The sequence below is a fragment of the Streptomyces sp. NPDC048584 genome (assembly GCF_043199595.1).
GTDB lineage: Bacteria > Actinomycetota > Actinomycetes > Streptomycetales > Streptomycetaceae > Streptomyces > Streptomyces edwardsiae.
In genome coordinates this window covers 60,663-74,375 of sequence record NZ_JBICWF010000016.1, presented here as the reverse complement: position 1 = coordinate 74,375, position 13,713 = coordinate 60,663, and the positions used below count along the sequence as shown (strand labels likewise).

Genomic DNA, 13,713 nt, shown 5'->3' with positions numbered 1-13,713 from the left:
CACTCAGGGGCCGGGACACCAGGGCCCCGGCCGACTCAGCCGGTCACCGGGTCCAGCAGGCGGCTGCGGTCACCGTTCCACGAGATCGTCAGCGCGTCTCGTGCCCGCGTGGACGCCACGAACAACAGGCAGTGCTCCGCCAGTAGATCCGACTGGTGCTGGACGGGGTCGACCTCGGCGGGTGTCACCTGCGGGGTGAAGGGCAGCACGCTCGACGTCACGCCCACCACGGCCACGCACCGGAACTCCAGGCCCTTCATCGCGTGCATGGTGGCCACGCGGACACCGGAGACGTCCGGCCCCGGATTGTCCTTGATGGCCACCGCCGGGACGCCCTCCCGCCGCAGACGGGTGATGACGGCGTCGACCAGGGTGTTGAACCGGGCGCACACCGCCACCTCCGACGGCTTCACCCCGTCCTGTCCGATCCAGGTGCGCACCTGCTCGACCAGCGCGCGGAGTTCCTCGTCCTGGCTGCCGTATCCGCGTGCCGCCGGGATACGGCCGTGCAGTTGCGAACGGTAGCCGCGCAGGGAGTCCATGCCGCCGTCCTCGTCGTCGTCCTCGCCGAGCCGTCCCACCGGCCGGCCGTCGAGCAGGGACGCCGACCAGCGCAGAATCTCCTCCGTGCTGCGGTAGTTGAGGCGGAGCCGGGAGGTGCGTCCCCGGACGTTGACGCCCAGCGAGCGCAAGGAGACGCGGGAGTCGTAGATGCGCTGATGCGGGTCGCCGACCAGGAACATGTCGTCGGCCCGGTCGGCGACGCAGGCGCGCAGCACCCGCCACTGGGCAGGATGGAGGTCCTGTGCCTCGTCCACGACGACATGGCGGTAGCGCGGCGGACTGTCGGCGAGGACGCGCGCCGCCTGGTCGCAGAGCTGCGTGTACGTCGCCGAGTCGCGTGAGGCGAGGTCCGCCGTGAACCGCTCCATCACCCTCCACAGTCTGGCCCGTTGCACCCGGCCGACCTGGGTGCCGCGTCCGCGCCGTACGCAGCGCAGGTACTCCTCCGGCGTGCGCAGCCCCTGTGCCAGGACGACGTTGCGGAACTCCTGGGACAGGAACTGCTCCGTCCAGGGCAGTTCCTCACGTGCGGCGGCGCGGGTCCAGGCGCTCTTCTCGGCGGCGGCCGACAGGGGCTTCGGCGAACTGCCCCGCGCCTCCCGGACGACCCGGGCGGCGAGGGAGTCGACCGTCGTGACGTCGACGCGGTCCAGCAGGCGGGCGTCGGCGTCCCCGAGCAGGAGCGCCAGACTGTCCCGCAGGGTGGCCGCCATGGCGTTGGTGAAGGTGGTGAGCAGGATCCGCTCGCCCTCGCGGCCGGTGCGCAGCAGGTGCCGTACGCGGTGCAGGGCGACCACCGTCTTGCCGGTGCCGGGGCCGCCGGTGACCTGGGCGGGGCCGTTGAAACCCGGGTGGTAGGCGTGGCGGCGCTGGGCGGGGTGAAGGAAGATCCGCCAGCGGGCGAAATCCTCGCTGAGGATGCGTTCCAGTTCGCCGGGGCCCGTCACCTCCACGATGCGGTCGGGCGTGTTGAGGATCGCCTCGGCGAGCGTGACCGCCGGCCGTTCCTCCGCCGTGCGCACCGTCTGGCCCCGCGGGGCGATCAACTGCTCCCAGACGTCCTCGGCGGATTCGCCCTGCGCCAGGAACCACAGCACCTCGTACTGGTCGGCGGGCATCATCGGCGGCGCCATGACCGTCAGGTCGTCGGCCGTGACACAGACGCGGGCCAGCCTCAGCACCTGGTCGTCGATGCCGAGGTCACGCAGAACGGTGTCGGAGTGCCCCTCGAAGAGACGGGTGGGAGTGGTGTCCGCCTTGGTCTCGAAGTACGTCTCCATCTGCTCGAGGGCCTCGACGTTGCGCACCTCCACGCCGAGGGTCGCGCTGTTGACCGAGTAGGCGCGCTTGCAGGCCCAGTTGATCGCCTCGTCGTGCGGGGCGACCCGCAGCAGCATGAACAGTTCGCTGCCGTCGTCGGGGGCGAGCAGGACACCCCGGTAGAACTTGGTGATGCGTATCGTGCGGATCCGGGGATCGCGTGCCCGCTCGAGCTTCTCCAGGTGCATGCCCTTGCTCGCGTGAAGCTGGGGGACGGTCATGCCGCGGAACATCTGGATCGCGTCGCCGACCTCCTTCTGGACCGGCCGCTGCAGCGAGATGAGGTCCCCGACGAAGTCGTCGGAGAGAGCGAGTCGGGGCATCGGCGTCCTCGGTGACGGGCGGGCGGAGGTCGGGACCAGCCTAGAGACTTCCGGAGCCCGGAGCGACGAAGCAGCCCATGTTCATGATGTGAACTGAGTCAATATATCCGGTCCGCCCGTCTGTACGGCACCGTCCGCGAACGCCACCGCCAGGTCCGACTCGATGCCGGCCGCGCACGCGCGGAGCGCCGGGAGAAGGGTGGTCCTGGTGTGTTCGGGCGGTTCGGGGCCCGCGTGCAGGGCGATGTTCACGGCGCCGACGGCCCGGCCGGTGCGGTCCCTGACCGGTACCGCGAGGGAGCGTAGGCCCGCTTCCAACTCCTGCTCGACCAGGGCGTGTTCCTCGCGGGCGATCCGGTTCAGCTCGGCGTGGAGTGCGGCGGGTGAGGTGAGTGTGCGCGGGGTCAGGGCCCGCGGGTGCGAGGCCGCGATGCGGGTCCGGCGGTCCGGCTCCGGGAGGTCGGCCAGGAGGACCCGGCCCATGGAGGTGGCGTACGCGGGCAGGCGGGTGCCGGGTGTGATGCGGGCGCTGGTGATCTGCTGGGCGGCCGCCCGGGCCACGTAGTGGACCTCGGTGCCGTCGAGGACCGCCAGGGACGCCGACTCCCTCACCCGTCCGGCCAGTTCGGTCAGATGGGGCTGGGCGATGTCGGCGAGGGTGAGGGTGGAGAGCCGTGTGTAGCCGAGTTCCAGGACGTGCGGGGACGGCAGGAAACGGCGGTCCAGCTGGTCCACGTAACCCAGTTCGCGGAGGGTCAGGAGGTTGCGGCGGGTGCTCGGGTACGAGAGTCCGGCGGCCTCGGCCGCCTCCGCGAGGGTGAGTCCGCCGCGCCGGCGGCCGAGTGCGGTCAGGACGGCGAGGCCCCGGGCCAGAGCCTGGAGGAAGGACGGGCCCAGTTCCGGTTTGGCGTCGGCGTAGGCGGGGGTGGTGGGGGATGCGGTCGCCGCCGTCGAGGTGTCGTGCAGAGCGTCCGCGACGCGGGCCGCCTCCTCCGTCATCGTGGCCAGCACGTGGGCGCGCAGTTCCTCGCCGCTGTGGCGGCTGGTGTGCGCGAGCACGCTGATCGCGCAGACGGGGCGGCCGTCGGGGTCGCGTACCGGGACCGCCACCGCGACCAGGCCGGGGGCGACCAGCTGGTCGTCCAGCGCCCAGCCGTCCGCGCCGGCCGCCGACGTCCAGGCGGCGAATGCGGCCTCCGTCCGCTCGGCGAGGGGAGGGGTGCGGCGCGCGGGGACGGCCGGGAAGGTCTCGTCCAGGGGGTCGGCGGCGCGGCGGGCCCGCCAGGCGTCGTACGTGTCCGGACTCCAGCCGGCGGCGAGTACGGCGCCGGCCGCGCAGCGTTCGGCGGGCAGCAGGTCGCCCACCCGGAACCCCAGCGGGATCACCCGGCCGGGCGGAACGGCCTTGCCCACGATGCGCGCGTCGCAGCCGTCGAGGACGATCGCCGAGACCGATTCGTCCAGGGTGCGGGCCAGCCGGTCGAGGCTCGGCCGCAGCGCGCGCGACATGCCGCTCGCGTGCAGATAGGCGTTGCCGAACTCCATCAGGCGCGGTGCCGGTACGAGGTCGCGTCCCGCGGCGCGCAGATGGCCGAGGTGGGTCAGGGTCGCGGTGATCCGGTCGACGGTCGAACGCGCCAGACCGGTCGCGCGGGCAAGGTCGCCCGGGCGTACGGGGTGGGGCGCCTCGGACACGAGCCGCAGCACGGCGAGCCCGCGCTCGAGCGGACCCGCGGCTTCCGTCGACGCCCCCGAATCGCCCGGCGCCATCGCGCTTCCTCCTGTGTGTCGGCTCCCCGGCGCATACGGCCGTACCCGTCTCCGGAAGAACGCTACCGGCCATTGACAGCGTCCCGGCGATCGCACACACTCGGCGCACTCGGTCAATGAAAGTAAGTTCACTCAGCGAAAAATGGTAGCCCGGTGCGGTACGGGACGCCTCCCGCCGGCCGTCCCTTCCGATGAGGACTCGTATGAGCAGTTCCGCCCAGAGCCGCTGGGATCTCACGGTGCCGTGCACCCGGCTCCCGGCACCGGTACGGTCGAAACTGTTCCTCATCGAGGGCGTCGCGCTCGCGGTGGTGCTCGTCGCGGTCGCCCCGGTGACGACCTGGCCCGCGCTCGGCGCGCTGAGCCCGGTGGCCATCGGCGTGGGCGCGGTCATCGCGATCCTGGGCACCGTGACCGGGGCGAGCACCGACCCGGCCAGCCCCACGCCCCTGCCCGCCGAGGCCTGAGCCCGCACCCGCACCCCTCTCTCCAGGAGCACCCCGTGTCCCTCTCCCGAGGACTGATCATCAACGGCCAGGAGGTCCCCGCCTCCTCGGGCCGCACCGCGACCGACATCAACCCCTGGACCGGCGCCGTCTGCGCGGAGGTCGCCGCGGGCACCCCCGACGACGTACGCCGTGCCGTGGACGCCGCCGACGCCGCGTTCGAGACGTGGGCCGCGACCAGGCCGGCCGAGCGCCGCCGGATCTTCCTGCGCGCCGCGCGGCTGATGGCCGACCGCGCCGACGAGGTCGTACGGTTGATGGCCGCGGAGGTGGGCGGCGTCGCCCCCTGGGCCGGATTCAACGCCCACCTGGCCGCCGACATCCTGCTGGAGGCGGCGGCCGAGGTCAGCCGCCCGACCGGCCAGGTCCTCGCCACCGACGCCGACGGCGTCCACTCCACGCAGGTGCGCGTGCCCAAGGGGGTGATCGCCGCGATCTCGCCGTGGAACGCGCCCGTCATCCTCGGCGTCCGCGCGGTGGCCCTGCCGATCGCCATGGGCAACACCGTGGTCATGAAGCCCAGCGAGGACGCGCCGATCGCCTGCGGTCTGCTCATCTCGGACGTCCTGCACGAGGCCGGACTGCCCGCGGGCGTGCTCAACGTCGTCACCAACGACCGCGCCGACGCGGCCGACGTGGTCTCCGCGCTGATCGCCGACCCCCGGGTGCGGATGGTCAACTTCACCGGCTCCACGGAGACCGGCCGCACCATCGGCGTCCAGGCGGCCCAGCACCTCAAGCCCGCCGTTCTCGAACTCGGCGGCAAGAACCCCCTGCTGGTACTCGAGGACGCGGACGTCGACTACGCGGTGGACGCCGCGGTCTTCGGCTCCTTTATGAACGCGGGCCAGATCTGCATGTGCGTGGACCGGGTCGTCGTCCACCGGTCGCTCGCCGACGAGTTCACCGCCAAGTTCGCCGCCCGCGTGCGCGCACTGCCCTGCGGGGACCCGAGCGACCCGGGCACGGCGATGGGCCCGGTCGTGAACGAGGCCGCCGCCCGCAGGGTCGCCGCCCTCATCACGGACGCGGTCGCCCAGGGCGCAGAACTCGTCGCGGGCACCGGCGAGATCGAGGAACCGGGCACCCTGATCCGCCCGGTCGTCCTCACCGGGGTCACCAAGGACATGAAGATCTATTACGACGAGGTCTTCGGCCCCGCCACCGTCGTCCACGTCGTCGACAGCACCGACGAGGCCGTCGCGCTCGCCAACGACACCCCGTACGGGCTCACCGCGGGCGTCATCACCGAGAACCTGGCCCACGGCCTGGAGGCCGCCGGCCGGCTGCGCACCGGCATCGTCCATGTCAACGACCAGTCCATCGCCGACGAACCCCAAGCCCCCTTCGGCGGCGTGAAGAGCTCCGGCTACGGCCGCTTCGGCGGACAGTCCGGCGCCGAGGCCTTCACCGACATCCGCTGGGTCACGGCCCAGGCCAGGGGACACGCCCGCTTCCCGATCTGACGGCGGGCACCCGGCCGTGGAAGCCGGGCCGAGTCGTTTCGTGACGCGCCCCGCGACCTCGAGGACGGGCCGCGACACGATCACCCGGAGAGCGTGCGGCATGGCACGCTCGTTCGGCACCAACAAATGCGTCGAGCTTCGAACACGTGACGCCTACCCTTGCCGCATGGGCCACGCCAAGACCTCCTTCGTCTGCCTGCCCTGTCGGGCTTCGTACAAGCAGCCCTACGACAGGGACCGGCCGCACAGGGTGTGTCCGCGTTGCGCGGAACCGCTGATCCACGTGGGGTCGGCGTTCGCACCGCCTTCGCGGCGGGACACCGAGGGGTGGAGGGTGCTGTCCGTGCTGCTGCACGCGGGCGTCCGCTTCCACAAGAGCTGTTGCGGCGGGCCCGGACACCGGCCGCGCACGCTGAGGGAGGTGCGAGAGCGGATGGCGTACGCCCGTCGTACCGGCGAGCCCTTCGCCAGGGCGCTCGTTCGCTACGAAGTGCCGTGACGGCAATGCTGAGTTAACTCCGGTCGGCTGGCAGTCGCGTTCAGGGCGCGGCAGTCACCGCCGGTCGCCGCGGTCCGATCGGCGCGCCCCACAGGTAACTTGATCGACATGGCCACTCAGATCATCACGCTGATCGGCGTTCTCGTCGGTGCCCTGACCTCCTTCCTCGCCACGGCGGCCGCCGAACGGGCCAAGTTCCGGCGGGAGATGACCACGCGCTGGGACGAGCGGAAGCTCGACACGTACATCGAGTACGTGTCCTGCATCAAGGAGATCCAGCGGGCCGCCATGGAGGCCGGGCGGGCACGGGACCAGGACAAAGCCGCTTCCGGCGCGCTCGCGGAGATGGAGAGCAGCGAGAACCGGAGGTCGATCCTCTTCGAGGCGTTCGTCCTGCTGAGCGACGAACGGGCGGCCACCGCCGCGCACGCCGTCAACCAGCGCACCTGGGACCTGCTCAGGGCGGCGCGTGACGAGTCGAGTGGCGTCGACGCCCTCCGCGCCGTCCCTCTGGTGGAGACGCTGAACGTCCTGCACGAGGCGGCGCGGTCGGATCTGGCGATAGCCCGCGGATAGCCGCGTGCGGGCGGGTCCGGACCGGCCCGCACGCGGCCTGCGGTCAGCTCTTGAGCGCCGTCGCGAACATGCCCGCCTCGTACGAGCCGCCCTTGCGCCGGGTGATCACCGCGAGGCGGTTCGCCGCGTTGATGAGGGCGACCAGGGTGACCAGTGCCGCGGTCTGGTCGTCGTCGTAGTGCTTGCGGACCAGGGCCCAGGTCTCGTCGGAGACACCGTGCGAGGCGTCGGCGAGGCGGGTGCCCTCCTCGGTGAGGGCCAGGGCCGCCTGCTCGGCCTCCGTGAACACGGTCGACTCGCGCCACGCGGCGACCAGGTGCAGCCGGACCGCGCTCTCACCGGCCGCCGCGGCCTCCTTGACGTGCATGTCGATGCAGTGGCCGCAGCCGTTGATCTGGCTGGCGCGCAGTGAGACCAGCTCCTGGGTCGCCTTCGGCAGCGGCGAGTCCTGGATCACCAGGGCCGCTCCGGCGAACCGCTTGGCGAACCGGGTGGCGAGCTCGTTCTCGAACAGGTCGAATCGGATGTCCATCGCTGTGTCCTCGCTCGTGTCGGTGCGTGGGGTCGGCCATGAGATGCCGGCGGCCCGCCGCCTGTGACGGGGGAGGAATGTGACGTGTGCCACCGTTCACGGGTGTCACAGCTGCGGGCGGCCCGGCGTCTTGTGCGCGGGGGACCGACCGACGTACGAGCGACGGGAGCAGCCGGTGAACAGCGAGCGCGCAGAGCGGACGGACACGGCGACCGAGGTGTTCGTCACCCACCGGAACCTGCTGTTCACCGTCGCCTACGAGATGCTCGGCTCGGCCGCCGACGCCGAGGACGTCCTCCAGGAGACCTGGCTGCGGTGGGCCGGCGTCGACCTCGACGCGGTGCGCGACCGGCGCGCCTACCTCGTGCGGATCACCACGCGGCAGGCGCTGACCCGGCTGCGTACGCTCGGCCGCCGCAAGGAGTCCTACGTCGGCTCCTGGCTCCCCGAGCCGCTGCTCACCGCACCCGACGTCGCCGAGGACGTCGAGCTGGCCGACAGCGTCTCGATGGCGATGCTGCTGGTGATGGAGACGCTCGCCCCCACCGAACGGGCCGTGTTCGTCCTGCGCGAGGTGTTCGACGTCGGGTACGACGAGATCGCCGAGGCCGTCGACAAGAGCCCGGCCGCGGTCCGCCAGATAGCCCACCGGGCGCGGGCCCATGTCGCCGCGCGCAGGCCGCGCGGGGCCGTCTCGTCCGCCGAGACACGGGACGCCCTCGACGCCTTCCGGCGGGCGGTCGAGACGGGTGATGTCCAGGGCCTGCTCGACGTCCTCGCACCGGATGTCGTCCTCCTCGGCGACGGCGGCGGCATCAAGCAGGCCGTCCTGAACCCCGTCGTCGGGGCCGACAAGGTGGCCCGCCTGATGTACGGAGGCCTGGGCAAGCTCACCGCCGAGGTGTCGCTGCGGCCGGCGGAGGTCAACGGCCACCCCGCGCTGATCATCCGGCTCGACGGAGCGCTCGACACCGTCCTCGCGGTGCGCTTCGACGACGGCCTCATCAGCGGCCTGTACGCCGTCCGCAACCCCGAGAAGCTGTCCCACATGGCGGACGAGACCGCGCTGCGGCGCTGAGCGCTCCCGCTCCGCGGCGTATCGGCGCACCCGTCTCAACTGCGGTCATCCGCGACGCCGTATCACTTGACCGTCGCACACCTACCGCACATCGACGCACCGGTGTACGGTCTCGGGCCGACGGGCTTTGGGAGCGCTCCCATCGCGACTCGGGTACGGCTCCCACCGCGCACGGACCCCTCCCCACCGTGCTCCCGTCGCACCGTTCCACCCGCCTCGCACCAGTTCGCACCGAACATGTCCGCATCGCACGAGGAGGAACGCTTTGAAACGCCTCTTGGCCCTACTGGCGACCTGCGCGACGGTCCTGGGCCTCACCGCACTGACCGCTCCCCAGGCGGTGGCGGCAGTCGGCTGCAGAGTCGACTACACGGTCACCAGCCAATGGCAGGGCGGCTTCCAGGGCGGGGTCAAGGTCACCAACCTGGGTGCCCCCGTCACCGGGTGGACGCTCGAGTTCGCCCTCCCGGACGCCGGACAGCGGATCGTCCAGGGCTGGAACGCCACCTGGTCGCAGTCCGGGTCCACGGTCACCGCCGCCGACGCCGGCTGGAACCGCACGCTGGCCACCGGCGCGACCGTCGACCTGGGCTTCACCGGCACCTTCACCGGCGCCAACCCGCAGCCCGCCGCGTTCACGCTCAACGGCGTCGCCTGTACCGGGTCCACCGAGGAACCCCCGCCCACCTCGGACGACGACACCCCCGTCGACATCAACGGACAGCTGCACGTCTGCGGCGTCAACCTCTGCAACCAGCACGACCGTCCCATCCAGCTGCGCGGTATGAGCACCCACGGCATCCAGTGGTTCAGCCAGTGCTACAACACCGCCTCCCTGGACGCGCTCGCGAACGACTGGCGGTCGGATCTGCTGCGCATCTCCATGTACGTGCAGGAGGACGGCTACGAGACCGATCCCGCGGGCTTCACCAGCCGCGTGAACGGCCTCGTCGACATGGCCGAGGCCCGCGGCATGTACGCCGTGATCGACTTCCACACCCTCACGCCGGGCGACCCCAACTTCAACCTCGCCCGCGCGAAGACCTTCTTCGCGTCCGTCGCCGCCCGCAACGCCGGCAGGAACAACGTGATCTACGAGATCGCCAACGAGCCCAACGGGGTGAGCTGGGCGGGCATCAAGAGCTACGCCGAGCAGGTCATCCCGGTGATCCGGGCCGCCGACCCGGACGCCGTCGTCATCGTCGGCACCCGAGGCTGGTCCTCGCTCGGAGTCTCGGACGGCTCCAACGAGAACGAGGTCGTCGACAACCCCGTCAACGCCTCCAACATCATGTACGCCTTCCACTTCTACGCGGCGAGCCACAAGGACACCTACCGCGCCACGCTCAGCCGGGCCGCCTCCCGACTTCCGCTGTTCGTCTCCGAGTTCGGCACGGTGAGCGCCACCGGCGGGGGAGCGGTGGACCGGGCGAGCAGCATCGCCTGGCTGGATCTGCTGGACCAGTTGAAGATCAGCTACGCCAACTGGACCTTCTCCGACGCCGACGAGGGCAGCGCCGCGTTCCGGCCCGGCACCTGCGAGGGCTCCGACTACAGCGGCAGCGGTGTGCTGACCGAGTCCGGCGCGCTGCTCAAGAGCCGGATCAGCACGTCCGACAACTTCCCCACGAGCTGACCCTCGTCCCGTCTCGACTGGGAGCGCTCCCAACCCCGTACGCCGGAGCGCTCCCCCTACCCCGGAGGCACAAGTGCGCGCTCTCCTCGCACGATTACCGCGTCGCCCCTGGACGGCGGCCCTCACGGCGGCCGTGCTGTCCGCGTCCGCTCTCTTCGCCCTCCCCGCCGGCGGTGCGGAGGCCGGCTGCCGGGTCGACTACACCGTGAACAAGTGGTCCGGCGGCTACACCGCGCAGATCAAGGTCACCAATCTCGGTCCCGCACTCGACAGTTGGCGGCTGGCCTGGACGTACGCCGGTGACCAGCAGGTGACTTCGGCGTGGAACGCGACCGTCACCCAGACCGGCCGGTCCGTCGTCGCCGCCGGTCTCGGCTGGAACGGAGCGCTGGCCACGGGAGGTTCGGCCGAGTTCGGTCTGCAGGGGACCTGGCGTTCGGCCGACCCCGACCCGAGCGACTTCGCCGTCAACGGCGTGTCCTGCGGGGGTGACGGCACCACACCCCCGACCACCCCGCCGCCCACCACCCCGCCACCCGGCGCGGACTGCGGCAGCGCCGCCCTCTGCTCGGACTTCGAGGACCAGACCGGTACCACCCCGTCCGGCGACTGGAGTTTCACCGCGCCCGACTGCCAGGGCACCGGCACGGCCGCCGTGGACACCGTCGTGGCGCACAGCGGCAGCCGGTCGCTGCGCGTCGACGGCCGGGCCGGCTACTGCAACCACGCCTTCGTCGCCGCCACCGCCGACCTCTCCTCGGTCGGCCCGGTGATGTACGTACGTATGTGGGTACGGCACACCACGGGACTCCCCGCCGCTCACGTCACCTTCGTGTCCTTCCCCGACTCCTCGCAGAGCGGGCGGAGCCTGCGCGTGGGCGGCCAGAACGGCGCGCTGCAGTGGAACAGGGAGAGCGACGACGCCACCCTGCCGGCGCAGAGCCCGGCCGGCGTGGCGCTCAGCAGACCGCTGCCGACGGACAGCTGGCAGTGCCTGCGGTTCGCGATCGACACGACGGCCCCCGGGCTCGACACCTGGCTCGACGACGAGTTGATACCGGGGCTGCACGCCGACGGTGTGCCGACGCAGGACGTCGACCAGCAGTGGCTCGTCCGCACCACCCCGCCCCGCCCCACCGCCCTGCGCTTCGGCTGGGAGAGCTACGGCACCGGCGACGACACCCTGTGGTTCGACGACGTGGCCGTGGGCTCCGGTCCCATCGGCTGCTGACAGCCCGCCGGCCGGGACCCCGGCCGGCTCCCGTCCCGGCGTCCCGCCCGGAACACGGCCGGACGCCGGGACGGGCGGCCGTGTTCCGGGCGAGCCCCGTTCAGGACGAGCCGTGAGGGGCGGATCTCTCGAGCTCGCCGGCGAGCGTCTCCGCGTCGTACGGCCCGGTGTGCCGCCGGTCGCCGACGAAGAAGGTCGGTGTGCCGCGGGCGCCACTGGCCTCGGCGCCGGCCGCGTCGGCCCGTACCCGCTCGGCGGTCTCCTCGGCGTCGATGTCCTCGAGGAAGCGCTCCACGTCGAGTCCGATCTCGATGGCGTACGCGGCGATGTCCTCGAACTCCAGCCGGTCCTGGTGCTCGTACAGCAGGTCGTGCATCTGCCAGAAGCGCCCCTGCGCGCCGGCGGCCACGGCCGCCCGTGCGGTGAGCACGGCATGCGGGTGGACATCGGGGAGCGGCAGATGCCGGAAGACGTAACGGAACCGGTCGCCGAAGCGCTCCCGCAGTTCCTTGGTGACCCCGGTGGCGCGGGCGCAGTAGGGGCATTCGAAGTCGCCGTACTCGACCAGGGTGAGGGGCGCGTCCACGGGGCCGGCGATGTGGTCCGTGGCCGGGTCGACCGGACGGGCGAGGGTACGGGGCAGATCGGCGTCCGTCTCGCCGCGCAGGACGGCGGCGAGGTGGAACGCGAGCCACCCCAGGGCGGTGGCGAGCACGGCGGCCAGCAGGACACCGACGACCGCCTGGTCGCGCAGGACCGGGTCGTCGAAGGCGAGACCGGCGATCAGCAGGGAGACGGTGAAGCCGATGCCGGACAGCACGGCACCGCCCACCACGTGTCCCGGGCCCACCCCCTGGGGGAGCTTTCCGAGGCGGAGGCGGGTACCGAGCAGGGCTCCGCCCCACACGCCCAGGAGTTTTCCGGCCACGAGCCCGGCGACGACGGCCCAGGTGAGCCGGGAGGACAGGGCGTTTCCCAGGATGCCCCCGCGCAGGTCGATACCGGCGTTGGCCAGAGCGAACAGCGGAACGACCACATAGCTCGCCCAGGGGTGCAGCATCAGCTGCAGCCGCTCGTTGACCGAGACCGCCCGTTGCAGCCCCACGCGTGCCGACAGCCCCACATCGGCGCGGGGCGACTGGCGGAAGGCGCGGGCGAGCCGGGTGGCGCGGTCCACCGCCTCGGGCGCGGGGGGATGGGCGGGGATGAGGAGACCGCCGAGCATGCCGGCGATGGAGGCGTGGGCACCGGACGCGAGGGTGGCGAGCCACAGCGCGAGAACGACGAGGAGGTACGGTGCCGCGCGCCAGGCACCCAGCGGGCTCAGCCCGGCGAGGACCGCACCGAGGGCGAGTGCCATCAGCAGGGGCGGCAGGCGGACCGTGTCCGAGTAGACCAGGCCGATCACGCTGACCGCCACGATGTCGTCGATGACGGTCACGGCCAGCAGGAAGACCCGCAGCTGGGTGACGAACCGGGGCCCCACCACGGCGAGCGCCCCGAGCATGAAGGCCGTGTCGGTGCCGATGACCGTGCCCCAGCCGCCGCCCGCCTCGCCCCAGGGAGCGATTGCCAGGTAGAGCAGCACCGGAACGACCATGCCGCCGATACCGGCCGCGGCCGGGAGCAGCACGCGGCGGCGGCCGGCCAGCGAGCCGACCGAGGACTCGTAGCGGACCTCCAGGCCGACAACGAAGAAGAAGAGGGCCATCAGGCCGTCGCTCACCCAGTGCCCCAGGTCCATGGAGAGTCCCGCGTCGCCGAGCGACACGGACGCCTCGGTCGCCCAGAGTGACTCGTACCCCCCGGACCAGGGTGAGTTCGCCCACCCCAGGGCCACCACGACAGCCGCCAGGAGCAGCCCGGCGCTGCCCGCTTCGGTGGTCAGATAGGTGCGTACCGGATCGGCGAGCTGAGCCGCCAGCGAACGCCGCCGGGCCCGGGTCTGGGAGGGCGGGGCGCTCTCCGCGCGTGTCACGGGTGTCCCCCTTCCTGGCCGCCTGTTCCGCCCGGGCCGGGGCTTCTCAGCGGGAGAACGCGCCGGAGGCGGGTCGCGCGGTCCCGCCGGGGAGCGACGCGCCGGGGGCCGGGGAGATCACGGCGGTCAGGGACCCGCGCGGTGTGCGGTGCATGGATGCCCTTCCCGTCTCTCCTCACCCGATCGTCGCGTTCCGACGGCCGCCAGGCATCCGGAGTGACCGGCTGTTGCGCC

The 13,713-nt window shown here is 72.1% G+C and carries 11 protein-coding genes; 7 read left to right on the top strand and 4 right to left on the bottom strand.

The genetic code is table 11. The annotated features are described in order from the left end of the window. Positions 1-35: 35 nt before the first annotated feature. Together ACGFR9_RS29775 and ACGFR9_RS29770 are read right to left on the bottom strand one after the other, a co-directional pair. Entirely contained in the window at positions 36-2,207 is a 2,172-nt protein-coding gene (locus ACGFR9_RS29775; protein WP_393214446.1) for a UvrD-helicase domain-containing protein, read from the bottom strand. An 81-nt stretch (positions 2,208-2,288) separates the two neighbouring features. Further along, complete coding sequence (locus tag ACGFR9_RS29770; RefSeq protein ID WP_393214444.1) at positions 2,289-3,977, bottom strand: IclR family transcriptional regulator C-terminal domain-containing protein; 1,689 nt, start codon at positions 3,975-3,977, stop codon at positions 2,289-2,291. 203 nt (positions 3,978-4,180) lie between these two features. On the opposite strand from ACGFR9_RS29770, the gene ACGFR9_RS29765 reads away from it, so the two are divergent. The 4 genes from ACGFR9_RS29765 (at position 4,181) to ACGFR9_RS29750 (ending at position 7,024) form a co-directional block, all read left to right on the top strand. After that, positions 4,181-4,444, top strand: coding sequence for a hypothetical protein (locus tag ACGFR9_RS29765; protein ID WP_393214442.1), 264 nt, complete (start codon positions 4,181-4,183; stop codon positions 4,442-4,444). A gap of 35 nt (positions 4,445-4,479) precedes the next feature. After that, the gene (locus tag ACGFR9_RS29760; RefSeq protein ID WP_393214439.1) at positions 4,480-5,949 is read left to right on the top strand and encodes an aldehyde dehydrogenase family protein; all 1,470 of its coding nucleotides are present in this window, start codon (positions 4,480-4,482) and stop codon (positions 5,947-5,949) included. A gap of 166 nt (positions 5,950-6,115) precedes the next feature. After that, a complete protein-coding gene (locus ACGFR9_RS29755; RefSeq protein ID WP_393214436.1) occupies positions 6,116-6,448 on the top strand; it encodes a deoxyxylulose-5-phosphate synthase in 333 nt (110 codons plus the stop codon). 108 nt (positions 6,449-6,556) lie between these two features. Continuing rightward, the gene (locus tag ACGFR9_RS29750; protein WP_393214433.1) at positions 6,557-7,024 is read left to right on the top strand and encodes a hypothetical protein; all 468 of its coding nucleotides are present in this window, start codon (positions 6,557-6,559) and stop codon (positions 7,022-7,024) included. A 43-nt stretch (positions 7,025-7,067) separates the two neighbouring features. Here the strand turns inward: ACGFR9_RS29750 and ACGFR9_RS29745 are convergent, their stop codons facing one another. Further along, on the bottom strand, positions 7,068-7,556 hold the full coding sequence (locus ACGFR9_RS29745; protein WP_393214430.1) for a carboxymuconolactone decarboxylase family protein: 489 nt from the start codon (positions 7,554-7,556) through the stop codon (positions 7,068-7,070). A gap of 175 nt (positions 7,557-7,731) precedes the next feature. Here ACGFR9_RS29745 and ACGFR9_RS29740 point away from each other — a divergent pair, with 175 nt between their 5' ends. From ACGFR9_RS29740 to ACGFR9_RS29730, 3 genes are all read left to right on the top strand, one after another. Further along, a complete protein-coding gene (locus tag ACGFR9_RS29740; RefSeq protein WP_393214427.1) occupies positions 7,732-8,634 on the top strand; it encodes an RNA polymerase sigma-70 factor in 903 nt (300 codons plus the stop codon). Between the two features lie 265 nt (positions 8,635-8,899). Beyond that, positions 8,900-10,270 carry a cellulase family glycosylhydrolase gene (locus tag ACGFR9_RS29735; RefSeq protein ID WP_393214425.1) on the top strand — a complete coding sequence of 457 codons (1,371 nt, stop codon included), beginning with the start codon at positions 8,900-8,902 and terminating at the stop codon, positions 10,268-10,270. Positions 10,271-10,343: 73 nt separating this feature from the next. Further along, the gene (locus ACGFR9_RS29730) at positions 10,344-11,501 is read left to right on the top strand and encodes a cellulose-binding domain-containing protein (protein ID WP_393214422.1); all 1,158 of its coding nucleotides are present in this window, start codon (positions 10,344-10,346) and stop codon (positions 11,499-11,501) included. Between the two features lie 100 nt (positions 11,502-11,601). Here the strand turns inward: ACGFR9_RS29730 and nhaA are convergent, their stop codons facing one another. Next, on the bottom strand, positions 11,602-13,479 hold the full coding sequence (gene nhaA, locus ACGFR9_RS29725; RefSeq protein ID WP_393214419.1) for a Na+/H+ antiporter NhaA: 1,878 nt from the start codon (positions 13,477-13,479) through the stop codon (positions 11,602-11,604). Positions 13,480-13,713: the final 234 nt, after the last annotated feature.

Excerpts from the sequence above, each read along its gene's own strand:
- ACGFR9_RS29755 (WP_393214436.1), top strand. The coding sequence starts at position 6,116 with ATGGGCCACGCCAAGACCTCCTTCGTCTGCCTGCCCTGTCGGGCTTCG.
- ACGFR9_RS29750 (WP_393214433.1), top strand. The coding sequence starts at position 6,557 with ATGGCCACTCAGATCATCACGCTGATCGGCGTTCTCGTCGGTGCCCTG.
- ACGFR9_RS29765 (WP_393214442.1), top strand. The coding sequence starts at position 4,181 with ATGAGCAGTTCCGCCCAGAGCCGCTGGGATCTCACGGTGCCGTGCACC.
- ACGFR9_RS29770 (WP_393214444.1), bottom strand. The coding sequence starts at position 3,977 with ATGGCGCCGGGCGATTCGGGGGCGTCGACGGAAGCCGCGGGTCCGCTC.
- ACGFR9_RS29775 (WP_393214446.1), bottom strand. The coding sequence starts at position 2,207 with ATGCCCCGACTCGCTCTCTCCGACGACTTCGTCGGGGACCTCATCTCG.
- ACGFR9_RS29745 (WP_393214430.1), bottom strand. The coding sequence starts at position 7,556 with ATGGACATCCGATTCGACCTGTTCGAGAACGAGCTCGCCACCCGGTTC.